The 21,034-nt window shown below is 69.3% G+C and carries 22 protein-coding genes; 18 read left to right on the top strand and 4 right to left on the bottom strand.

Annotation, left to right across the window (positions count from 1 at the left end):
• Nucleotides 1–212: 212 nt before the first annotated feature.
• Together ACZ7OY_RS22715 and ACZ7OY_RS22710 are read right to left on the bottom strand one after the other, a co-directional pair.
• Nucleotides 213–884 carry a response regulator gene (locus ACZ7OY_RS22715; protein ID WP_162470060.1) on the bottom strand — a complete coding sequence of 224 codons (672 nt, stop codon included), beginning with the start codon at nt 882–884 and terminating at the stop codon, nt 213–215.
• 14 nt (nt 885–898) lie between these two features.
• Nucleotides 899–1,846 (bottom strand): RecB family exonuclease, encoded by a 948-nt coding sequence (locus ACZ7OY_RS22710; protein ID WP_471913015.1) that lies wholly within the window; start codon nt 1,844–1,846, stop codon nt 899–901.
• 231 nt (nt 1,847–2,077) lie between these two features.
• Between ACZ7OY_RS22710 and ACZ7OY_RS22705 the strand changes: the two genes are divergently transcribed.
• The 3 genes from ACZ7OY_RS22705 to ACZ7OY_RS22695 all read left to right on the top strand — a co-directional run bounded on the left by ACZ7OY_RS22705 (nt 2,078) and on the right by ACZ7OY_RS22695 (nt 5,479).
• Complete coding sequence (locus ACZ7OY_RS22705; RefSeq protein ID WP_471913014.1) at nt 2,078–3,592, top strand: site-2 protease family protein; 1,515 nt, start codon at nt 2,078–2,080, stop codon at nt 3,590–3,592.
• Nucleotides 3,593–3,666: 74 nt separating this feature from the next.
• Nucleotides 3,667–4,572: a tRNA (adenine-N1)-methyltransferase gene (locus ACZ7OY_RS22700; RefSeq protein ID WP_351602679.1), complete on the top strand. Its 906-nt coding sequence runs from the start codon at nt 3,667–3,669 to the stop codon at nt 4,570–4,572.
• 322 nt (nt 4,573–4,894) lie between these two features.
• Entirely contained in the window at nt 4,895–5,479 is a 585-nt protein-coding gene (locus ACZ7OY_RS22695) for a hypothetical protein (RefSeq protein ID WP_471913013.1), read from the top strand.
• Nucleotides 5,480–5,537: 58 nt separating this feature from the next.
• On the opposite strand, the gene ACZ7OY_RS22690 is transcribed toward ACZ7OY_RS22695, so the two are convergent.
• Complete coding sequence (locus ACZ7OY_RS22690; RefSeq protein ID WP_351620644.1) at nt 5,538–5,837, bottom strand: ferredoxin; 300 nt, start codon at nt 5,835–5,837, stop codon at nt 5,538–5,540.
• Between the two features lie 249 nt (nt 5,838–6,086).
• Between ACZ7OY_RS22690 and arc the strand changes: the two genes are divergently transcribed.
• The 6 genes from arc to prcA all read left to right on the top strand — a co-directional run bounded on the left by arc (nt 6,087) and on the right by prcA (nt 12,261).
• The gene (gene arc / locus ACZ7OY_RS22685) at nt 6,087–7,853 is read left to right on the top strand and encodes a proteasome ATPase (protein WP_471913012.1); all 1,767 of its coding nucleotides are present in this window, start codon (nt 6,087–6,089) and stop codon (nt 7,851–7,853) included.
• Nucleotides 7,854–8,085: 232 nt separating this feature from the next.
• Nucleotides 8,086–9,597, top strand: coding sequence for a depupylase/deamidase Dop (gene dop / locus ACZ7OY_RS22680; protein WP_471913011.1), 1,512 nt, complete (start codon nt 8,086–8,088; stop codon nt 9,595–9,597).
• A 188-nt stretch (nt 9,598–9,785) separates the two neighbouring features.
• Nucleotides 9,786–10,004, top strand: coding sequence for a ubiquitin-like protein Pup (locus ACZ7OY_RS22675; RefSeq protein WP_471913138.1), 219 nt, complete (start codon nt 9,786–9,788; stop codon nt 10,002–10,004).
• Nucleotides 10,005–10,054: 50 nt separating this feature from the next.
• Nucleotides 10,055–10,630 carry an endonuclease VII domain-containing protein gene (locus tag ACZ7OY_RS22670; RefSeq protein ID WP_471913137.1) on the top strand — a complete coding sequence of 192 codons (576 nt, stop codon included), beginning with the start codon at nt 10,055–10,057 and terminating at the stop codon, nt 10,628–10,630.
• Nucleotides 10,582–11,427, top strand: a complete 846-nt coding sequence (gene prcB, locus ACZ7OY_RS22665; RefSeq protein ID WP_471913010.1) for a proteasome subunit beta — start codon at nt 10,582–10,584, stop codon at nt 11,425–11,427. Before ACZ7OY_RS22670 ends, prcB begins: the two co-directional genes overlap by 49 nt.
• Nucleotides 11,428–11,487: 60 nt before the next feature.
• The gene (gene prcA / locus ACZ7OY_RS22660) at nt 11,488–12,261 is read left to right on the top strand and encodes a proteasome subunit alpha (protein ID WP_471913009.1); all 774 of its coding nucleotides are present in this window, start codon (nt 11,488–11,490) and stop codon (nt 12,259–12,261) included.
• An 87-nt stretch (nt 12,262–12,348) separates the two neighbouring features.
• Here the strand turns inward: prcA and ACZ7OY_RS22655 are convergent, their stop codons facing one another.
• Complete coding sequence (locus tag ACZ7OY_RS22655) at nt 12,349–13,368, bottom strand: LacI family DNA-binding transcriptional regulator (RefSeq protein WP_471913008.1); 1,020 nt, start codon at nt 13,366–13,368, stop codon at nt 12,349–12,351.
• Between the two features lie 119 nt (nt 13,369–13,487).
• On the opposite strand from ACZ7OY_RS22655, the gene ACZ7OY_RS22650 reads away from it, so the two are divergent.
• The 9 genes from ACZ7OY_RS22650 (at nt 13,488) to tatA (ending at nt 20,999) form a co-directional block, all read left to right on the top strand.
• Complete coding sequence (locus tag ACZ7OY_RS22650) at nt 13,488–14,747, top strand: MFS transporter (protein WP_471913007.1); 1,260 nt, start codon at nt 13,488–13,490, stop codon at nt 14,745–14,747.
• A 9-nt stretch (nt 14,748–14,756) separates the two neighbouring features.
• A complete protein-coding gene (gene pafA, locus ACZ7OY_RS22645; RefSeq protein WP_067429457.1) occupies nt 14,757–16,118 on the top strand; it encodes a Pup--protein ligase in 1,362 nt (453 codons plus the stop codon).
• A gap of 126 nt (nt 16,119–16,244) precedes the next feature.
• Complete coding sequence (locus tag ACZ7OY_RS22640) at nt 16,245–17,249, top strand: FKBP-type peptidyl-prolyl cis-trans isomerase (RefSeq protein WP_471913006.1); 1,005 nt, start codon at nt 16,245–16,247, stop codon at nt 17,247–17,249.
• Between the two features lie 58 nt (nt 17,250–17,307).
• Entirely contained in the window at nt 17,308–17,679 is a 372-nt protein-coding gene (locus ACZ7OY_RS22635) for an FKBP-type peptidyl-prolyl cis-trans isomerase (RefSeq protein ID WP_385528523.1), read from the top strand.
• Nucleotides 17,680–17,808: 129 nt separating this feature from the next.
• Nucleotides 17,809–18,762 carry a helix-turn-helix transcriptional regulator gene (locus ACZ7OY_RS22630; protein WP_471913005.1) on the top strand — a complete coding sequence of 318 codons (954 nt, stop codon included), beginning with the start codon at nt 17,809–17,811 and terminating at the stop codon, nt 18,760–18,762.
• Between the two features lie 18 nt (nt 18,763–18,780).
• A complete protein-coding gene (locus ACZ7OY_RS22625; protein WP_351607771.1) occupies nt 18,781–19,779 on the top strand; it encodes a helix-turn-helix transcriptional regulator in 999 nt (332 codons plus the stop codon).
• Between the two features lie 58 nt (nt 19,780–19,837).
• Nucleotides 19,838–20,128, top strand: a complete 291-nt coding sequence (locus ACZ7OY_RS22620) for a hypothetical protein (RefSeq protein WP_152895484.1) — start codon at nt 19,838–19,840, stop codon at nt 20,126–20,128.
• A 117-nt stretch (nt 20,129–20,245) separates the two neighbouring features.
• Nucleotides 20,246–20,440: a hypothetical protein gene (locus ACZ7OY_RS22615; protein WP_385788470.1), complete on the top strand. Its 195-nt coding sequence runs from the start codon at nt 20,246–20,248 to the stop codon at nt 20,438–20,440.
• 271 nt (nt 20,441–20,711) lie between these two features.
• Nucleotides 20,712–20,999: a Sec-independent protein translocase subunit TatA gene (gene tatA, locus ACZ7OY_RS22610; RefSeq protein ID WP_471913004.1), complete on the top strand. Its 288-nt coding sequence runs from the start codon at nt 20,712–20,714 to the stop codon at nt 20,997–20,999.
• The last annotated feature ends 35 nt before the right edge of the window (nt 21,000–21,034 follow it).

Here is a 21,034-nt window from a genome sequence, read left to right as displayed (position 1 = left end):
TCCGGCGCCACCGGCCATAGGCGTTCCGGCGCCACCGGCCACCGGCCACCGGCCACCAGCCACCGGCCGCCGGCGCTCCGGCCCCAACGGCCCGCGGAACATGACCCCGCCGGTGCCGGTGCCGGGACGTGCCGACCGCACACGACGAAAGGGCGCCCCCTCCGAGAGGGAGCGCCCTTCATCCGTATGTCACACGGCCCGACGGACCGCCCCTACTGCGCGCCGGGACGCACCAACCCGCTCTCGTACGCGTACACCGCAGCCTGCACCCGGTCACGCAGCCCCAGCTTCGTCAGCACATGACCGACATGCGTCTTGACCGTCGTCTCACTGACGAACAGATCCGCCGCGATCTCCGCGTTCGACAACCCCCGCGCCACCAGCTTCAGCACCTCGACCTCACGGTCCGTCAACGTGTGCAGCGTGTTCGGCACCGGCTCGTCCCCGGACGGCAGATGCGTGGCGTACTTGTCGAGCAGCCGCCGCGTGATGCTCGGCGCGAGCATCGCCTCACCACCGGCCACCACCCGGATCGCCTGCACCAGCTCGTTGGCCGGCGCGTCCTTCAGCAGGAACCCGCTGGCCCCCGCCCGCAACGCCTCCACCACGTACTCGTCGAGATCGAACGTCGTCAGCACCAGCACCTTCGCCGGACCGTCCCGCCCCGGACCCGTGATCTGCCGCGTCGCCTCCACACCGTCCATCCGCGGCATACGGATGTCCATCAACACCACATCAGGCTGCAGGGCTCGCACCTGATCGAGCGCCTGCAGACCGTCGCCCGCCTCGCCGACCACAGCGATGTCCACCTCCGCCTCCAGAATCATCCGGAAGCCCGTACGCAGCAGCGGCTGGTCGTCCACCAGCAGGACGCGGATGGCCACGTAGATCTCCTTCGCTAGTCCGGCCCCATTCTGCCCTGCTCCCGCTCCCCGGACGCCTCCGCCCTCACCGGCAGCGGATACGGCGGGGGAGTGCCCCCGAACTCCGGACAGTGCGCCTGGTGATCGCACCAACCGCACAGCTTCGTCGGCCGCGGCCGCCACTCACCCGTCTCCGTCGCCAGCCGGATCGCCTCCCACAGCGCCAGCAGCTTGCGCTCCACCCGCTCCAGATCCGCGGGCACCGGATCGTAGGTCACCACATCACCGCTGCCGAGGTACACCAGCTGCAACCGCCGCGGCAGCACCCCCTTCAGCCGCCACACCACCAGCGCATAGAACTTCATCTGGAACAACGCACCCTCGGCGTACTCCGGCCGCGGCGCCTTGCCCGTCTTGTAGTCCACGATGCGCACCTCGCCCGTCGGCGCCACATCGACCCGGTCGATGATCCCGCGCAGCGTCAGCCCCGACTCCAGCTCCGCCTCGACGAACAACTCCCGCTCGGCCGGCTCCAGCCGCGTCGGATCCTCCAGCGTGAACCAGCGCTCCACCAGCCGCTCCGCCTCACCCAGCCAGCGCGCCAGCCGCTCGCCCCCCGGATCGTCCGCGAACAGCTCCACCACCTCGGGACGGCTCTCCCGCAAGCGCTCCCACTGACCCGGCACCAACGACCTCGCCCGCGGCGCCGTCCGCTCCGCGGCCGGCGCGTCGAACAGCCGCTCAAGCACCGCGTGCACCAGCGTGCCCCGCGTCGCCGCCTCGCTCGGCCGCTCCGGCAACCGGTCGATCACCCGGAACCGGTACAACAACGGACACTGCATGAAGTCACTCGCACGCGACGGAGACAACGACGCGGGCGGCCGCGCCCCCGGCACCGACGCCCCCACGACCACAGCCTGCGGGTCCTGCCCTCCCGTACCGCCGCCGTCCGGCCGCCCGGCACCCTGCGCACTCGTCTCCATGCCCACAGACCATACGGCCAGCCACCGACAACGGCCCAGCCACCGACAACGGCCCAGCCACCGACAACGACCCAGCCACCGACAACGACCCAGCCCCGCCGCGACCGCGGCAGGGGGCGACCGGGCAAACACAGGGGGTGCCGGGGCCGAACGCGTCACCACGGCCGCATACCATCGACCACAGACCTTCCGTCCGGCAGGCGCGGAAGACGCTTCGAACGAGGGGACATCGTGGACGAGAGCGGCGGGAGCGGGCAGCCGCGGCCGGGCAACGACGAACCGGCCGAGCGCCACCCGGGCCACCCGGCCCCGGCAGACGGTTCCGCACACCCGGACCCCACCCCACGCGACCGGACCGCCGGAGCAGAAACCAGCGGCCCCGGCACCCACCCCACCCCGGACACCTCCACGGACACCACCCCCACGGACACCGGCCCGACCCCGCCCGACCCCACCGCACCCGAAGCGCCCGCCCCCGCACCCGGCACGCCCACACCCCCCACCGGCACCGGCCACGACACCCCGGACACCCCCGGCCGACGCACCCTCGCCCACTCACCCGCCGGCCACAACCGGCCAACCCGACGCGCCCCAGAACCCCGCGGCGGACTCCTCATGGGACGCCCCTTCGGCGTACCCGTCTACGTCGCACCCAGCTGGTTCCTCGTCGCCGCCCTGATCACCTGGGTCTTCGGCAACCAGCTCGACCGCGTCCTGCCCGACCTCGGCGCCGCCCGCTACCTGGTCTCCCTCTTCTTCGCCGTCGCCTTCTACGCCTCCGTGCTCGTCCACGAACTCGCCCACACCGTCGCCGCCCTCCGCTTCAAACTCCCCGTCCGCCGCATCCAGCTCCAGTTCTTCGGCGGCGTCTCCGAGATCGAGAAGGAAGCCGAGACCCCCGGCCGCGAATTCGTCCTCGCCTTCGTCGGCCCCCTGCTCTCCCTGATCCTCGCCGGCCTCTTCTACCTCGCCATGCGACCCGTCGAACCCGGCACCGTCCCCGGCGTCCTGCTTGCCGGCCTGATGATCTCCAACCTCATCGTCGCCGCCTTCAACCTGCTCCCCGGCCTCCCCCTCGACGGCGGACGCATGCTCCGCGCCGTCGTCTGGAAAATCACCGGCCGCGCCATGAGCGGCACCGTCGCCGCCGCCTGGGTCGGCCGCGCCCTCGCCGTCTCCGTCCTCATCGGCCTGCCCCTGCTCACCCAGTCCGGCGCCCTCGGCTCCACCGCCGAGGACAGCGTCGGCATGGACACCGTCTTCGACGCCCTCCTCGCAGCCATCCTCGCCGCCATCATCTGGACCGGAGCCGGCAACAGCCTGCGCATGGCCCGCCTGCGCGAACACCTCCCCGAACTGCGCGCCCGCAACCTCACCCGCCGCGCCGTCCCCGTGGAGACCACCACCCCCCTCTCCGAGGCCCTCCGCCGCGCCAACGCCGCCGGCGCCCGCGCCCTCGTCGTCGTCGACGCCCACGGCGAACCCCTCTCCCTCGTCCGCGAGGCCGCCATCGTCGGCGTACCCGAACACCGCCGCCCCTGGGTCGCCGTCAGCGGCCTCGCCCAGGACCTCACCGACGGCATGCGCGTCTCCGCCGAACTCTCCGGCGAAGAACTCCTCGACGTCCTGCGCGCCACCCCCGCCACCGAGTACCTCGTCGTCGAGGACACCGGAGAGATCTACGGCGTCCTGTCCGCCGCCGACGTCGAGCGCGCCTTCGTCAAAGCCATGGCCCGCCCCAGCTGAGACCCGCCCCACAGCCCCGCCCTCACACCACCCGTATGGTCGGCGGCCCCTCCCGGGACCGGTAGGCTGGTCACATGTCCGAACCGACCGGTGCCGCCCGCAGGCGCGGGCCCTTCAAGGTCGGGGACCAGGTTCAGCTGACCGACCCCAAGGGCCGCCACTACACGTTCACGCTCGAAGCCGGGAAGAACTTCCACACCCACAAGGGTTCCTTCCCGCACGACGAACTGATCGGCTCACCCGAGGGCAGCGTTGTCCGCACCACCGGTAACGTCGCCTACCTCGCGCTGCGCCCCCTGCTCCCCGACTACGTCCTGTCCATGCCCCGCGGCGCCGCCGTGGTCTACCCCAAGGACGCGGGGCAGATCCTCGCCTTCGCCGACATCTTCTCCGGCGCACGCGTCGTGGAAGCGGGCGTAGGCTCCGGCTCGCTCAGCAGCTTCCTGCTGCGCGCCATCGGCGACCAGGGCATGCTGCACTCCTACGAGCGCCGCGAGGACTTCGCCGACATCGCCCGGCAGAACGTCGAGCGCTACTTCGGCGGGCCCCACCCCGCCTGGCAGCTCACCGTCGGCGACCTCCAGGACAACCTGAGCGACACCGACGTCGACCGCGTCATCCTCGACATGCTCGCCCCCTGGGAATGCCTCGAGGCCGTCTCCAAGGCTCTCGTCCCCGGCGGCATCCTGTGCTGCTACGTCGCCACCACCACCCAGCTCGCCCGGACCGTCGAGTCCATCCGCGAGATCGGCTGCTTCAACGAGCCGACCGCCTGGGAGACGATGATCCGCAACTGGCACATCGAGGGCCTCGCCGTCCGCCCGGACCACCGGATGATCGGCCACACCGGCTTCCTGCTCACCGCCCGCCGCCTCGCCGACGGCGTCGAGCCGCCCATGCGCCGTCGCCGCCCCGCCAAGGGCGCCTACGGCGAGGACTACGCCGGCCCCAACGCCGACGGAGGCGCCGCCGGCCGCTAGCCGACACCTCGAGGCGGCCCCCGCCGCCCCAACAACACCGCGCCGTGGCCGAGTTCCCGCACCACACCCAGGAACTCGGCCACGGCGCTTCCGCGTTGCCCACCGGCCACCACCGGCCACCACCGGCCACCACCGGCCACCACCGGCCACCACCGGCCCCACCGGCCACCACCGGCCACCACCGGCCACCACCGGCCACCACCGGCCCCACCGGCCCGAGGAAACCCCCCACCCCGCCGTTCCCCCGCACTGTGACGTGTGGCACGATGCTGGCCACCCCACCCCGGCACCCCCGGCACAGTCCTCGCAGGAGACGCACTCAGTGCTGCAACAGCAATCCGTCGTCCCGGAACTGGCACACGACCACACCCGGCCGATCCACTGGGTCGCCACCGCGACCGCCGTCGCCGGCGTCGTCGCCCTCACCTCACTCCTGCAACCCCACCCCGCGACCGCCGCCCAGAGTCCCGGCACCGACCCCGTGAGCGCCCCCACGAGCGCCCCGCCACCGGCCACCACCGGCGTCGACTTCCCCCTCGACTGCGGCCCCGTCACCGCCGTCGTCCAGCGCAAGGCAAGCGGTGACCTCGACGGCGACGGCCGCCCCGAAACCGTCGCCACCGTCCACTGCGACGCAGGCATGGGCACCCCGCCCGACGCCCTCTACGTCCTCGTCCAGGCCGCGGGCGACCAGCACGCCCGCGTGGTCGCCACCCTCGTCGAGCCCAAGGACCGCTCCACCGTCAGCAGGCTCACCGTCACCGACGCGGCCATACACGCCACGGTCCTCGGCTACTCGTCGCCCGAGATACCCAGTTGCTGCCCCGACGTCACCGAGAGCGTGAAGTGGCAGTGGAAGAACGGCGCGTTCATCCGCTCGACGTCCGCCGGAGCACCCGGCAACTGAATCAAGCCACCGGCGCCTGTGAGAAACCAGACACACGTCACGCGCCGTGGCCGCGCGCTCACTCCGCGTCCGGACCGTACACCTCGACCCTGTCCGAAACCCGACGCACATGAATGCAGTCACCCGGACACTCCCGCGCCGAGTCCACCACATCCACCAGCAGCGGCAGCGGCACCGGAACCGTCGCACCCGGCTCCTGCAACAGCTCCTCGTCGGCACCCTTCACATAGGCCAGACCGTCGATGTCCAGCTCGAACACCTCGGGCGCGTACTGGGCACAGATGCCGTCACCGGTACAGAGATCCTGGTCGATCCAGACCTCCAGCGCTTCACCGCCGACATCGGCCACCTGCTGCACGTCATCTCTCCTGACCGTTTACTACACAGAGCCGCGGGAACGATGCGGACCCTGACGGGTGTTGAACACTTCGACCCTACCCCCGCCCGCTTTCCAATCATGTTCGGTGGGTATTCCCCTGGCGTGAGGGAGAGCGCAAGGGTGAAGATCGGACACACCCCGACAGTCTTTGTGATCTAGGGGTTTCAATCGACACCCACCCAGGTAGGGTCTGGAAGCGTCCAGCTCCCCTTGGAGGAGGTGAGGACCGTGGCAGCCCACGACGACGACATGAACCGCGGCATCCGCCCGGGACGAGGGTCCGACGACCCCGTCGGGCAGATTGCCTACCTTGAGCAGGAGATCGCCGTCCTGCGGCGCAAGCTCGCCGACTCTCCGCGGCACACGAGGATTCTCGAAGAGCGGATCGTCGAGCTCCAGACCAACCTGGCCGGCGTCTCCGCCCAGAACGAACGACTCGCCAACACACTCCGTGAGGCCCGCGACCAGATCGTGGCCCTCAAGGAGGAAGTCGACCGGCTCGCCCAGCCGCCGGCCGGCTTCGGAGTGTTCCTCACGGCGAACGAGGACGGCACCGCCGACATCTTCACCGGAGGCCGCAAACTCCGCGTGAACGTCAGCCCAGGCGTCGAACTCGACGAGCTCAGGCGCGGCCAGGAAGTGATGCTCAACGAAGCGCTCAACGTGGTCGAAGCCATGGAGTACGAGCGGGTCGGAGACATCGTCACCCTCAAGGAGATCCTCGAGGACGGCGAACGCGCCCTGGTCCTCGGGCACACCGACGAGGAACGGGTGGTGCGGCTCGCCGAGCCGCTGCTGGACGTCACCATCCGCCCCGGCGACGCCCTCCTGCTCGAACCCCGCTCCGGTTACGTCTACGAGGTCGTACCCAAGAGCGAGGTCGAGGAGCTCGTCCTCGAAGAGGTCCCCGACATCGGCTACGAGCAGATCGGCGGCCTCGGCAACCAGATCGAAGCCATCCGTGACGCCGTAGAGCTCCCCTACCTCTACCCGGACCTGTTCAAGGAGCACGAGCTGCGCCCGCCCAAGGGCGTCCTGCTCTACGGGCCCCCCGGATGCGGCAAGACGCTCATCGCCAAGGCCGTCGCCAACTCGCTGGCCAAGAAGGTCGCCGAGGTCACCGGCGCGGCCGCCGGCAAGAGCTTCTTCCTCAACATCAAGGGCCCCGAGCTCCTGAACAAGTACGTCGGCGAGACCGAGCGGCAGATCCGCCTCGTCTTCCAGCGCGCCCGGGAGAAGGCCAGCGAGGGCACCCCCGTCATCGTCTTCTTCGACGAGATGGAATCCCTCTTCCGCACCCGCGGCTCCGGCGTCAGCTCGGACGTGGAGAACACCATCGTCCCCCAGCTCCTCGCCGAGATCGACGGCGTCGAAGGCCTGGAGAACGTGGTCGTCATCGGCGCCTCCAACCGCGAGGACATGATCGACCCCGCCATCCTGCGCCCCGGCCGCCTCGACGTGAAGATCAAGATCGAGCGTCCGGACGCCGAAGCGGCCAAGGACATCTTCGGCAAGTACCTCACCGAGCGCCTCCCCCTGCACTCCGACGACGTCGGCGAGCACGGCGGCAGCAAGGCCACCACCGTCCAGAGCATGATCCAGACGGCAGTGGAACACATGTACGCCGAATCCGAGGAAAACCGCTTCCTGGAAGTCACCTACGCCAACGGCGACAAGGAAGTCCTCTACTTCAAGGACTTCAATTCCGGCGCCATGATCGAAAACATCGTCGGCCGCGCCAAGAAAATGGCGATCAAGGACTTCCTCGAGCACGACCAGAAGGGCCTCCGCGTCTCCCACCTCCTCCAGGCATGCGTGGACGAGTTCAAGGAGAACGAAGACCTGCCCAACACCACCAACCCCGACGACTGGGCCCGAATCTCCGGCAAGAAGGGCGAACGGATCGTCTACATCCGCACCCTCATCACCGGAAAGCAGGGCGCAGACACCGGACGCTCCATCGACACGGTGGCAAACACCGGACAGTACCTGTAAAAACAGGGCGGCTGCGGGTGCCCACCACGGGTACCCGCAGCCAACTGTTTTTCCGGCCACAGCAGCAACAAGGCAATGACGCAAATGATCTCCCCACCAGCGCAAAGCCGTTCTAGGCTCTTCCGTACCGCCGGATCGCGCAGTGCGGGGACGGGCACCGCACACGACCGGAGCACCACCGGTACTTGAGCGGCGCCCACGACCGAGGGTGCCGCCGGGCAAGGAGGGCCGCATGACCGTACGGCGAGTAATGGGCATCGAGACGGAGTACGGCATCTCCGTCCCCGGCCACCCCAACGCCAATGCCATGCTCACCTCGTCCCAGATCGTCAACGCCTACGCCGCGGCGATGCACCGGGCCCGCCGGGCCCGCTGGGACTTCGAGGAGGAGAACCCGCTACGGGACGCCCGGGGATTCGACCTCGCCCGGGAAGCCGCCGACTCCAGCCAGCTCACCGACGAGGACATCGGCCTCGCCAACGTGATCCTCACCAACGGCGCCCGCCTCTACGTCGACCACGCCCACCCCGAATACAGCGCCCCCGAGGTCACCAACCCCCGCGACGCCGTCCTGTGGGACAAGGCCGGCGAACGGATCATGGCCGAAGCCGCCGAACGCGCCGCCCAGCTCCCCGGCGCCCAGCCCATCCACCTCTACAAGAACAACACCGACAACAAGGGCGCCTCCTACGGCACGCACGAGAACTACCTGATGAAGCGGGAAACCCCCTTCTCCGACATCGTGCGCCACCTCACCCCCTTCTTCGTCTCCCGCCAGGTCTTCGCCGGAGCCGGCCGCGTCGGCATCGGCCAGGACGGCCACGAACACGGCTTCCAGCTCAGCCAGCGCGCCGACTACTTCGAGGTCGAGGTCGGCCTGGAGACCACCCTCAAACGCCCGATCATCAACACCCGCGACGAGCCCCACGCCGACGCCGAGAAGTACCGCCGCCTGCACGTGATCATCGGCGACGCCAACCTCTCCGAGATCTCGACCTACCTGAAACTGGGCACGACCGCCCTGGTCCTGTCCATGATCGAGGACGGCTTCATCGCCGTCGACCTCGCCGTCGACCAGCCCGTACGCACCCTCCACCAGGTCTCCCACGACCCCAGCCTCAAGCGACTGGTCACCCTCCGCAGCGGCCGCACACTCACCGCGGTCCAGCTCCAGATGGAGTACTACGAGCTGTCGCGCAAATACGTGGAGGAGCGCTACGGCGCCGACGCCGACGAACAGACCAAGGACGTCCTCACCCGCTGGGAGGACACCCTCAACCGGCTCGAACGCGACCCCATGAGCCTGGCGGGCGAACTCGACTGGGTCGCCAAGCGCGAACTCATGGAGGGCTACCGGCGCCGGGACGGCCTCGACTGGGACGCTGCCCGGCTCCACCTGGTCGACCTCCAGTACGCCGACGTACGGGCCGAGAAGGGCCTCTACAACCGTCTGGTGGCCCGCGGACGCATCAAGCGGCTCCTGGACGAGACCGAGGTCGAGCGGGCCAGGACCGAGCCCCCCGAGGACACCCGCGCCTACTTCCGCGGCCGCTGCCTGGAGCAGTACGCGGACGACGTCGCGGCCGCCTCCTGGGACTCGGTGATCTTCGACCTGCCGGGCCGCGACTCCCTCCAGCGGGTCCCAACCCTGGAGCCCCTACGCGGAACGCGAAATCACGTCAAGGAGCTCCTGGACCGGTGCCGTACCGCAGAAGACCTGGTCAGGGTCCTCTCCGGCGGCTGAACGCATCCTCGGACAGGCCCTCGCGCACGGGTGGAAAGCCCCGCGCAAGGGAATCATCGAGGTGGGCCCCGTGCGTTGCAGCAACTGCGGGGCCGAAGTCGGGCCCGGCTTGTAGGGTCTGATCACCACCGATCGGCAGGAATGCCTACCTGTCGACCATGTCGGGCGAACTGAGCGGGGTGAGGGTTATGGCGACCAAGGACACCGGCGGCGGCCAGCAGAAGGCGACGCACTCCACGGAGGAAGTCGAGGAGCAGACGGAGGACGCGCAGGCGACCGGCGACCTCAAGGAACGGCACGAGAAGCTGAGCGACGACGTGGACTCGGTTCTTGACGAGATTGACGATGTCCTCGAGGAGAATGCGGAGGACTTCGTTCGAAGTTTCGTTCAGAAGGGCGGCCAGTAGCCTTCGGATCGAAGGTCGGCGGGGGAGCTGGGTTGCCAAATCAAGACGAAGTGAAGCGCTGCTCGCGGTGCCAGGAGTCCAAACCGCGAGCGGCCTTCGCGAGTAACAAGGCAATGCGCGACGGACTTCAGACGTACTGCCGGGAGTGCTGGGCGGCCTACCATCAAGCGCGCCAGCTGGCGAAGGGGAAGAATGTCCGGCCCCGTGTGGAGACACCCGAGGGTCACAAGTTCTGCCGTAGCTGCGGTGAGATCAAGCCGCACAGCGAATGGCATCGCAACGCCACGGCCACGGATGGCTTGTCGACGAGTTGCAAGTCGTGTCGCGCGGCCAAGGGGCGCGCAGGCCACCTCAAGCGCCACTACGGCCTCACCGAAGCCGAACGTGATCAGATGGTCGCCTCGCAAATGGGGCTCTGCGTGATCTGCCTGAAAGCTCCTGCCGTACACGTGGATCACTGCCACAAGACGGGTAGGGTCCGTGGCGTACTGTGCTTCAACTGCAATTCGGCCATCGGCAAGTTGGGAGACGATCCCGACGCTGTTCGTCGGGCAGCTGCCTACCTGGAGGGAACTTCGTGGAAGCCAACACTCGTAGCACCGGGCGTCTACCAGCTGCCTTCCTGACGCCTGGGTCGTCGTCCTTCATGGACTTTCTCTCCGAGCACCAGCCGGAGATTTTGCCCGGTAATCGGCAACTGCCTCCGACGCAGGGTGTGATCGAGGCGCCGCACGGCACCACGATCGTCGCCGTGAGCTTCCCGGGCGGTGTCGTGCTGGCCGGTGACCGTCGGGCGACGATGGGCAACATGATCGCGCAGCGGGACATCGAGAAGGTGTTCCCGGCGGACGAGTACTCGGCGGTGGGTATCGCCGGCACGGCCGGTCTGGCCGTGGAGATGGTGAAGCTGTTCCAGCTGGAGCTGGAGCACTTCGAGAAGGTCGAGGGCGCTCAGCTGTCGCTGGAGGGCAAGGCGAACCGGCTGTCGACCATGATCCGTTCCAACCTCGGCATGGCGATGCAGGGGCTGGCGGTGGTTCCGTTGTTCGCCGGGTTCGACGTGGACCGGGCGAAGGGGCGGATCTTCTCGTACGACGTCACGGGTGGCCGTTCCGAGGAGCACGGTTACGCGGCGACGGGGTCGGGTTCGATCTTCGCGCGGGGTGCGATGAAGAAGCTCTACCGTGAGGATCTGAGCGAGGACCAGGCCACCACGCTGGTGGTGCAGGCTCTGTACGACGCGGCTGACGACGACTCGGCGACCGGTGGTCCCGATGTCGCCCGCCGGATCTATCCGATCGTCACCGTGATCACCGAGGACGGTTTCCGTCGGCTCACCGAGGGTGAGTCCTCCGAGATCGCCCGTTCGATCCTGGAGCGCCGTCTGGAGCAGCCCGACGGCCCGCGTGCCGCGCTGCTCTAGTAGGCGGCCGTGCTTCTTTCAGGTGATCTTGTGACTTCGACAGAAAGGGACGGATAACCGGTGTCGACGCCGTTCTATGTCTCACCCCAGCAGGCGATGGCCGACCGGGCGGAGTACGCCCGCAAGGGCATCGCGCGTGGCCGCAGCCTGGTCGTGCTGCAGTATGCCGACGGCATCGTGTTCGTCGGTGAGAACCCGTCCCGTGCGCTGCACAAGTTCAGCGAGATCTATGACCGGATCGGTTTTGCGGCCGCAGGCAAGTACAACGAGTACGAGAATCTGCGGATCGGTGGTGTGCGCTATGCGGATCTGCGTGGTTACACCTATGACCGTGACGACGTGACGGCGCGCGGGCTGGCGAATGTGTACGCCCAGACGCTGGGCACGATCTTCTCCAGTGCGGCCGAGAAGCCGTACGAGGTGGAGCTGGTCGTGGCGGAGGTCGGGGAGACTCCGGAGGGTGATCAGATCTATCGGTTGCCGCACGACGGGTCGATCGTGGACGAGCACGGTTCGGTGGCGGTCGGTGGTAACGCGGAGCAGATCGGTACGTATCTGGATCAGCGCCATGAGGACGGGATGAGCCTGTCGGAGGCGTTGAAGCTGGCGGTGCAGGCGTTGTCGCGGGATACGAACGGTACGCAGCGGGAGATTCCGGCGGAGCGGCTGGAGGTCGCGGTGCTGGATCGTACGCGTCCGCAGGCGCGGAAGTTCAAGCGGATCGTGGGTCCGCAGTTGTCGCGGTTGCTGGCGGCGCAGGGTGCGACGACGGAGGCGGAGAGCGCCGAGGAGAGCACTGACGGTGCTCAGGACGACGGTGGCAAGGAGTTGTAGTTCGTTCCTGGTTCGCTCCGTGTGTGCCCCCGGCCGGTGACGGCGGTCGGGGGCACGGTGCTGTCCGGGGGGTCCGGCGCGGTGCCGTCAGGGGGTGCTGGGGGGTGCTGTGGAGCCGCGGACGACGAGTTGGACGGGGATGTCGCCGGCTTGGGGGGTTTTGCCGTCGAGGACGGCGAGGAGGGCTTGCATGCCGCGTTCGCCGAAGAGTTCGGCGTCGAGGCGGACGGTGGTGAGTTCGGGGTCGATGGCGGTGGCGAGGGCGAGGTCGTCGACGCCGGTGACGGAGATGTCGTCGGGGACGCGCAGGCCGAGGCGGCGGATGGCCTTGTAGGCGCCGGCGGCGAGTTTGTCGTCGTCGCAGACGAGGGCGGTGGGGTGGGGGCCGGGGGTGTTCAGGGCCGTGGTCGTGGCTGCCACCGCGTCTTCGATGGAGATGGGTGCGCGGGCGGTGGTGATGGTGGTGCCGGGTACCGCGGTGATGCGTGTGGTGAGTTCGCGGGCGCGGACTTCGAAGGTCCAGGAGGGGATGTCGGCCGCGAGGTGGAGGAAGCGGCGGTGGCCGAGGGTGAGGAGGTGGTCGGCGATCTGGCGGGCGCCGTCGGCGATGTCGAGGTTGACGGTGGCGGCGCCGAGGCTGCCGTGGGGGTCGCTGTCGAGCATGACGAGGGGGAGGCGGTCGCCGCCGCGCAGGGCGGTGAGGGCGTCGGCGGCCATGGAGGAGGCGATGACGCCGTCGAGGGCGGTCTGGGCGGAGGCGAAGGGGTCGCGGGCGGGGCCGATGCCTTCGGGGGAGGGGTAGAGGACGAGGCCGAAGCCGTGGTCGGCGGCGATGCGGGCGGCTCCGGTGTAGACGCCGGCGAAGAATTCGGTGGTGAGTGCGGGGACGACGAGCAGGATGGTGCGGGTGTGGCCGAGGCGTAGGTTGCGGGCGGCGAGGTTGGGGCGGTAGCCGAGGTCGTGTGCGGCCTGGCGGACGCGTTCGGCGGTGGTGGCGGAGACGCGGCCGCGCCATTTGTCGCCGAGTACCAGGGAGACCGCGGCCTGGGAGACGCCGGCGGCCTGGGCGACGTCGCGGCTCGTGGGGCGTGTGCTTCCTGGTGTCACCGCTGGCCTGCTCTTTCGTCTGGACTGGTGAACAGCGCACATGGTACGTATGGGCCAGGGGGTTATACGTAACACGTCGGGGTGGCGCACGTCCTCGGCAAGGCGATGGAGGCAGGCGGATGGCCGCGGGTTACCTGGAGATCCTCAGGGCGAGGCATGCCGCCCGGCTGTTGGTGGGCACGCTGGTGGGCCGGTTGCCGAACGCGACGGCGGCCATCGCGATCGTGCTGTTCGTGCGGGCGCAGGGCGGTACGTACAGCCTGGCGGGGGTGCTGGCGGCGGTGTACGGGGTGGCGAACGCGGTGGGCCAGCCGGTGCTGGGGCGTCTGGTCGATCTGTACGGGCAGCCGCGGGTCCAGCTGCCCGCGGCCCTGGCCTCGGCCGTGGCGATGGCCGTGTTCGCGCTGGCGGGCACCGGCACGCTGCCGCTGGCGTATGCGGCGGTGGCGGCGGCCGGGCTGTTCACGCCGCCGCTGGAGGGCGGTCTGCGGGCGTTGTGGCCGGGGGTGCTGCGCGGGGAGGAGCGGGTGCACACGGCGTACGCGATGGACGCGGTGGCGCAGGAGGTGATGTTCACCGTGGGCCCGCTGCTGGTGACGGTGTGCGTGTCGTTGTGGTCGGCCGAGGCGGCGTTGCTGGTGCTGAACGCGGTGGGTGTGCTGGGGGCGCTGTCGGTCGTGGTGTCGGCGCCTTCGCGGGCGTGGCGTTCGGAGCCGCGGGAGGCGCACTGGCTGGGTGCGCTGAGGTCGCCGGGTCTGTTGGCGCTGCTGGGCGCGTTCTTCTTCGTGGGGATCGCGTTGGGGTCGATCACGGTCGCGTCGGTGCCGTATGCGGACGCGCACGGTGGTGACGTGGTGTACGGGTGGCTGATGGCGGCGATCGGGCTGGGTGCGCTGGTCGGTGGTGTGGTGTACGGGGCGCGGCGGTGGCCGGGGGTGCCGGAGCGGCGGTTGCGGGTTCTGGTGGCGTTTCTGGCGGTGTGTTATCTGCCGTTGATGGCGATGCCGGGTGCGGTCGCGATGGTGGCGCTGGCGGCGCTCGCGGGGGTGTTCCTGGCGCCGGCGATCGCGTGTGCGTTCGTGATCGTGGATCGGCATGCGCCGCGGGGGACGGTCACCGAGGCGTTCTCCTGGCTTGTGACGACGTTCACGGTGGGTGCGTCGGTGGGGACGGGTGTGGCGGGGCCGGTGGTCCAGTCGGGTGGTGCGCTGTGGGGTTTCGCGGTTCCGGGGGTGGCGGGGGCGGTGTCTTTGCTGGTTCTGCTGGCCACGGGGCGGTTCCTGGGGGCTCCGGTGGGGGGTGCTGTGGTTGCGGCGTCATCGGAAAATGATCCAAATCGTGCTGTCGAACCCCGTTTCAGCTCGGGGGATCGGGCGTAATGTTCAGTCATGGACCGCCGCATTTTCGGGCTGGAGAACGAGTACGGCGTCACGTGCACGTTCAGGGGACAGCGCCGCCTGTCGCCTGACGAGGTGGCGCGGTACCTCTTCCGCCGTGTCGTGTCATGGGGCCGCAGCAGCAATGTCTTTCTGCGAAACGGTGCCCGCCTGTATCTCGATGTCGGGTCACATCCGGAATACGCGACACCCGAGTGTGACAACGTGACCGAGCTGGTCACTCATGACAAAGCCGGCGAGCGCATTCTCGAGGGACTCCTGGTGGACGCGGAACGACGCCTGCACGAGGAAGGAATCGCGGGCGACGTCTACCTCTTCAAGAACAACACCGACTCGGCGGGCAACTCTTATGGTTGCCACGAGAACTATCTGGTGGCGCGGCACGGGGAGTTCTCCCGGCTCGCGGACATCCTGATTCCGTTCCTGGTCACGCGCCAGTTGCTGTGTGGTGCGGGCAAGGTTCTGCAGACTCCGCGCGGGGCCGTGTACTGCGTGAGTCAGCGGGCGGAGCACATCTGGGAGGGCGTGTCGTCGGCGACGACACGGTCCCGGCCGATCATCAACACGCGTGACGAGCCGCACGCGGACGCGGAGCGTTACCGTCGGCTGCATGTGATCGTGGGCGACTCGAACATGTCGGAGACGACGATGCTGCTCAAGGTCGGGGCGACCGATCTGGTGCTGCGGATGATCGAGGCGGGCACGGTGATGCGGGATCTGACGCTGGAGAACCCGATCCGGGCGATCCGTGAGGTCAGTCATGACATCACGGGGCGTCGGAAGGTGCGTCTGGCCAGTGGCCGGGAGGCGTCGGCGCTGGAGGTGCAGCGGGAGTACTACGAGAAGGCCGTGGACTTCTGTGAGCGCCGTGGCATCCGTACCGGTACGGTCGAGCAGGTCCTGGAGCTGTGGGGCCGTACGCTGGACGCGATCGAGGCGGAGGATCTGGACCGGATCGGCACCGAGATCGACTGGGTGATGAAGTACCAGTTGATCGAGCGGTACCGGGCGAAGCACAACATGACGATGTCGCATCCGCGGGTGGCGCAGATAGACCTTGCGTACCACGACATCCATCGTCGTCGTGGTCTGTACTACCTGCTGGAGAAGAAGGGTCAGGCCGCCCGTATCTGCAACGACCTGAAGATCTTCGAGGGCAAGTCGGTGCCTCCGCAGACGACCAGGGCGAGGCTGCGTGGTGACTTCATCCGCAGGGCCCAGGAGCAGCGTCGTGACTTCACGGTGGACTGGGTGCATCTGAAGCTGAACGACCAGGCGCAGCGCACGGTGTTGTGCAAGGATCCGTTCCGTTCGGTGGACGACCGGGTGGAGAAGCTGATCGCCGGGATGTAGCGGGGCGGCCGGTCGCTGTGCCGGAACGCAACGCGGGCGCCGTACGTTTTCCGTACGGCGCCCTTTTGACGTCGTAGAGTTGCGCGCACGCCATCCGCAAGATCGACCGATTACGAGGCTTTCACCGTGCGCCGACGCTCTCTCATCCTTGCCGCAGTTCCCGCTGGACTGGTCACGATCGCCGGGTGTGGTGACGACAAGTCCGACAAGAGCAAGACGAGCGTCAGTGAGTCGCCGTCTGCCGAGGCTCCGTCGTCGGCGCCGCCGCCGAAGATCGTCGATGGTCCGCTGCCGGCGATCACGGCGGGGACGAAGTTCGGTGAGAAGCCGACGGTGGCCAAGGGGACGGGTGAGCCGTCGGACCAGTTGGCGGTGAAGACGGTGATCGCGGGCGGCGGTCAGACGGTCGCGGAGAACGACTACATCCAGGCGAACTACCTGGGGCAGATCTGGGACACGGCGAAGGTGTTCGACAACTCCTGGGACCGTAAGACGCCGTTGGTCATCCAGTTGGCGCAGGGCAGCATCATCGACGGCTGGCGGTATGCGCTGACGGGGAAGAAGGCGGGCAGCCGGGTCGAGTTCTCGGTGCCGCCGACCTGGGGTTACGGCAAGGGCGGCAACACGCAGGCGGGTATCAAGGGTACCGACACGCTGGTGTTCGTGGTGGATCTGCAGGAGACGTTCAACGCGAAGAGCTCCGCCAAGGGCAAGGAGGTGCCGCAGGACGACGCGAACCTGCCGAAGGTGGGGACGAACACCGACGGCAGCGCGCCGTCCATCGAGGTGCCGAAGGTGGATCCGCCGAAGGGGCTGGTGGCGAACTACGTCCTGGAGGGTGACGGTGACACGGTGGGGGCGCAGGACAGCGTGCTGGTGCAGTACAAGGGTGTGCTGTGGGAGAACGGCAAGGAGTTCGACTCGACGTACGGCCGCAAGTCGCTGACGTCGTTCGGTCTTTCACAGGTCGTCAAGGGCTGGGCGCAGGGGCTGACGGGCAAGAAGGTGGGCAGCCGGGTGCTGATCGTGGTTCCGCCGTCCCTGGGCTACGGGGACAACCCGCCGCAAGGCAGTGGCATCGGCAAGGACTCCACGATGGTCTTCTCCGTGGACATCCTCGCGAAGATGTGAGTCCGCGTGATGTAAGACTGTGATCGTTGCTTTATCCAGACAAGCAGGAGCTAGAGACGTGAGCATCGAGAAGCCCGAGATCGACTTTCCGGAGGGCAACCCCCCGGCGGACCTCGAGATCAAGGACATCTGGGAGGGCGACGGTCCGGTGGCCGAGGCGGGGCAGACCGTCACGGTGCACTACGTGGGTGTGGCCTTCAGCACGGGTGAGGAGTTCGACGCGAGCTGGAACCGGGGCAACCCGTTCCGTTTCCCGCTCGGTGGCGGCCGGGTCATCAAGGGCTGGGACCAGGGTGTGCAGGGCATGAAGGTCGGTGGCCGCCGCCAGCTGACCATTCCCGCCCACCTCGCCTACGGCAACCAGAGCCCGACCCCGGCGATCCAGCCCGGTGAGACGCTGATCTTCGTGGTCGACCTGCTCGGAGTCTGATCGTCGAGGGATCGGACCCGATCATCTGGGGCCCATGCCTGTCGGGCATGGGCCCTCGGCTTTTGCCGTGGCACCCCTGGGCGGTACGGTCGTCGGTCGGAAGCACCACGAGGAAGGCGAAGGGCGTCGATGGCCATTGCCAAGGCCGAGCGGCTGATGAACCTGGCGCTGTGTCTGCTGGGGACGCGACGGCCGCTCAGCAAGCGTGAGCTGCGTGAGTCCATCGAGGCCTATCTGGAGGCCGGGAGCGACGACTCCTTCAACCGCATGTTCGAGCGGGACAAGGACGACCTGCGCGAGCTGGGTCTGGTCATCGAGACGGTCGAGAACCTGGACGGCGAGGTCGGCTATCTGGCCCGCCGGGACAGCAACCGGCTGCCGCCCATCACCCTGGACGCCGAGGAGGCCGCCGCGCTCGGCCTGGCCGCCAAGGTCTGGCAGCAGGCCCGGCTGGCCGGCGCCGCCAGCGGCGCCCTGCAGAAGCTGCGCGCGGCCGGACTGCCCGAGGACGTCGACCCCTACGAGGCCCATGGCGCCCTGGAGCCGCGCATCCCGGTGCACGAGGCCGCCTTCGAGCCGCTGATGCTGGCCTGCCGCGACCGCCGTCCGGTCGTCTTCGACTACCGCAAGGCCACCGCCGCCCGCCCCGAGCCCCGGCAGGTCGAGCCGTGGGCCCTGGAGTGCTGGCGCGGCCACTGGTACCTGGCGGGCTGGGACCGCGACCGGGGGGCCGAGCGGGTGTTCCGGCTGTCCCGGATCACCGGCAAGGTGCGCAGCCGGGGCGGCCGCTTCACCGCCGAGGTCCCCGACGTGGTCACCGTGCGCGAGACCGTGGCGAGCTGGGCGGGGGAGACCGCCGATCGCAGCGCCCTGATCCGGCTGCGCCAGGGCGCCGGCTACCCCCTTCGGGCGAAGGCCACCGCGGTGCGGGAACTCGGCGAGGGATGGGACGAGTTGGAGATTCCGTACGGGCACGGGCTGGACGCGTGGCTGGTGGAGTTCGGGCCGGACGTGGTGGTCCTGGAGCCCGCGGAGCTGCGGGCCGACGTGCTGGAACGGCTGCGCGCCGTGGCCAAGGGCTGAGGGGGAGCGAGCAACACAGTGGCAGGCAAACCGGTCAGGCCCACGAACGCCATCGACCAGACCCGGCGGATGCTGTCGTTGGTGACGTATCTGCGCGAGCGTCCGGGCGCCCGGATCGAGGACGTGGCGCGTGCCTTCGGCATCACCGAGGACGAGCTGGTCTCGGACCTCGACGTGCTGCCCATGTGCGGCACCAGCTTCCGCGGCGGCGACCTGCTCGACATCGACACCGACGGCGAGCGGATCTGGTGGCACAACCCGGCCGCGCTGGGGGCGGACGCGGCCGAGCCGCTGCGGCTGGCCGCGGACGAGGCGACGGCCCTGCTGGTGGCCGCCCGCGCCGTGTCGACCCTGCCGGGGCTGCGGGAGGGCGACCGGCAGGCGCTGCTGCGGGCGACCGCCAAGGTGGAGGCGGCGGCCGGTGAGGCGGCCGGGGCCAGCTCCCGGCTGTCGGTGACCTTCGAGTCCGAGGGCGGGGTCTTCGCCGACGTCGACCGGGCGATCTCCGAGCGGCGCCGGCTGTGGATTCGCTACTACTCGCCCGCGCGTGACGAGGTCACCGAGCGTGAGATCGATCCCATCCGGCTCGTCAGCGTGGGCCACACCTATGTCGAGGCCTGGTGCTACCGCTCGGAGGGCCGGCGGACCTTCCGGCTCGACCGGGTCGCCGAGATCCGGGTCCTCGACGAGCCGTCCGCGCCGCCCGAGGTCGAGCTCAGGGACCTGTCGGAGGGGCTGGTCCAGCCGGCCGCGGAGGATCCGGAGGTCGTCGTCGAGGTCGGTCCCGGCGGGCGCTGGGTCGCCGAGTACTACCCGCACGACAGTGCCGATGAACTTCCCGACGGCGGTCTGCGTATCACTCTGCGTACGCCCGACCCGGCCTCGCTCAGACGGCTGGCGCTGCGGCTCGGCCCGGACGGCCGGATCGTGTCGCCGCCGGAGCTGGCCGACAGCGCGCGCCGGGCGGCCCGCGAGGCGCTGGCGGCGTACGACGGGATCGAGGGGGCCGGCGGGTGAGCGGCGCGGGGGAGCGCGGGGAGCACGCGGGGCAGGACGACAGGCGGGAGCGGAGTTCTTGAGCGAGTCGTTGAGGTCCGGAGTGCGGGGCATGTCGGTGGCGGCCGCGTTCGCGGGGATGAGAAGCGTGGGGCCGGTGGTCTTCCGGGCCGGCTGCCCGGACTGCCGGGGCCGCTTCGAGCTCGCCGCGAGCGCTCTGCGCCTGGCGATCGGCGCCAGCAGCCGCACCACGTTCTACTCCTTCACCTGCCCCGGCTGCGGCGTGTCCGTGCGCAAGCCGGCCGGCGAGCGGATCGTGGAGCTGCTGACCGGCGGCGGGGTCAGCACGTTGCGGCTGCACTCGGCCTAGGACCTGTCCGGCGGATCATGCCCTGGGACCTGTCCCGACGCGCCCGGTGGGCGCCACGCGTGGGGCGGGCCGGGGGCGCGGCTGCGTCGGCCCGCGAGGACCTACTAGGCTCGGCCCATGTTCTGGCCGATGTTCGCGGTAGCTGTGGGTTTCCTGGGTCTCGCCGTGCTGGGCGTGCTGGCCGTGCGGGTGTTCCTGGAGGCGCAGCGCCTCGGCCGGCAGGTCGCGGAATCGGCGCGCCGTATCAACAGGGCGGCCGAGGATCTGGAGAAGGCGGCCGTGAGCACCGCCCGCGCCGTGGATGCGCTGTGAGGACGCCGTGGGCTTGTTATGGGCCTGGTGTGAGTCCGTACTGGGCAGCGTTTTGGGGCACTTCGCCCTGTCGTCCCGGTCGCCGGGACAGGTACCCTGCTGATCGCGGTGCGGAGAACGAGGCCCACGCCGCGGACCGGGAGTACGCACGGGGATTGCTTCGCGTTCACCCCTGAGCGTTACGATCGCTGACACACGATCGTTCGGATATGTGTCCGACTGGTCGGCCAGCACGCCACAACCAGCCGCCTCGGTGAGAAGGTAAAGACTTATGTTCGGAAGGCTCGGAGCTCCCGAGATCATTCTCATCCTCGTCGTCATCATCCTGCTGTTCGGCGCGAAGAAGCTTCCGGACATGGCGCGTTCGCTCGGCAAGTCCGCGCGGATCCTCAAGAGCGAGGCCAAGGCGATGAAGGAAGAGGGCAGCACCGCCCCGGCCCCGGCCCAGGCGCCCGCCACCGACGAGCAGCCCCCGGCGCAGCGCACCATCCAGGCTGCCCCCGGCGACGTGACCAGCTCCCGCCCGGTCGCCGAGCCGACGGACACCACCAAGCGCTGACGCGGGGCCGGTGATCCCCGGCCCGCCGTACGAGA

Source organism: Streptomyces sp. NPDC107559 (assembly GCF_055657365.1).
Note: the sequence above shows the minus strand (reverse complement) of the source record. Positions and strands in the feature narration are given on the sequence as shown.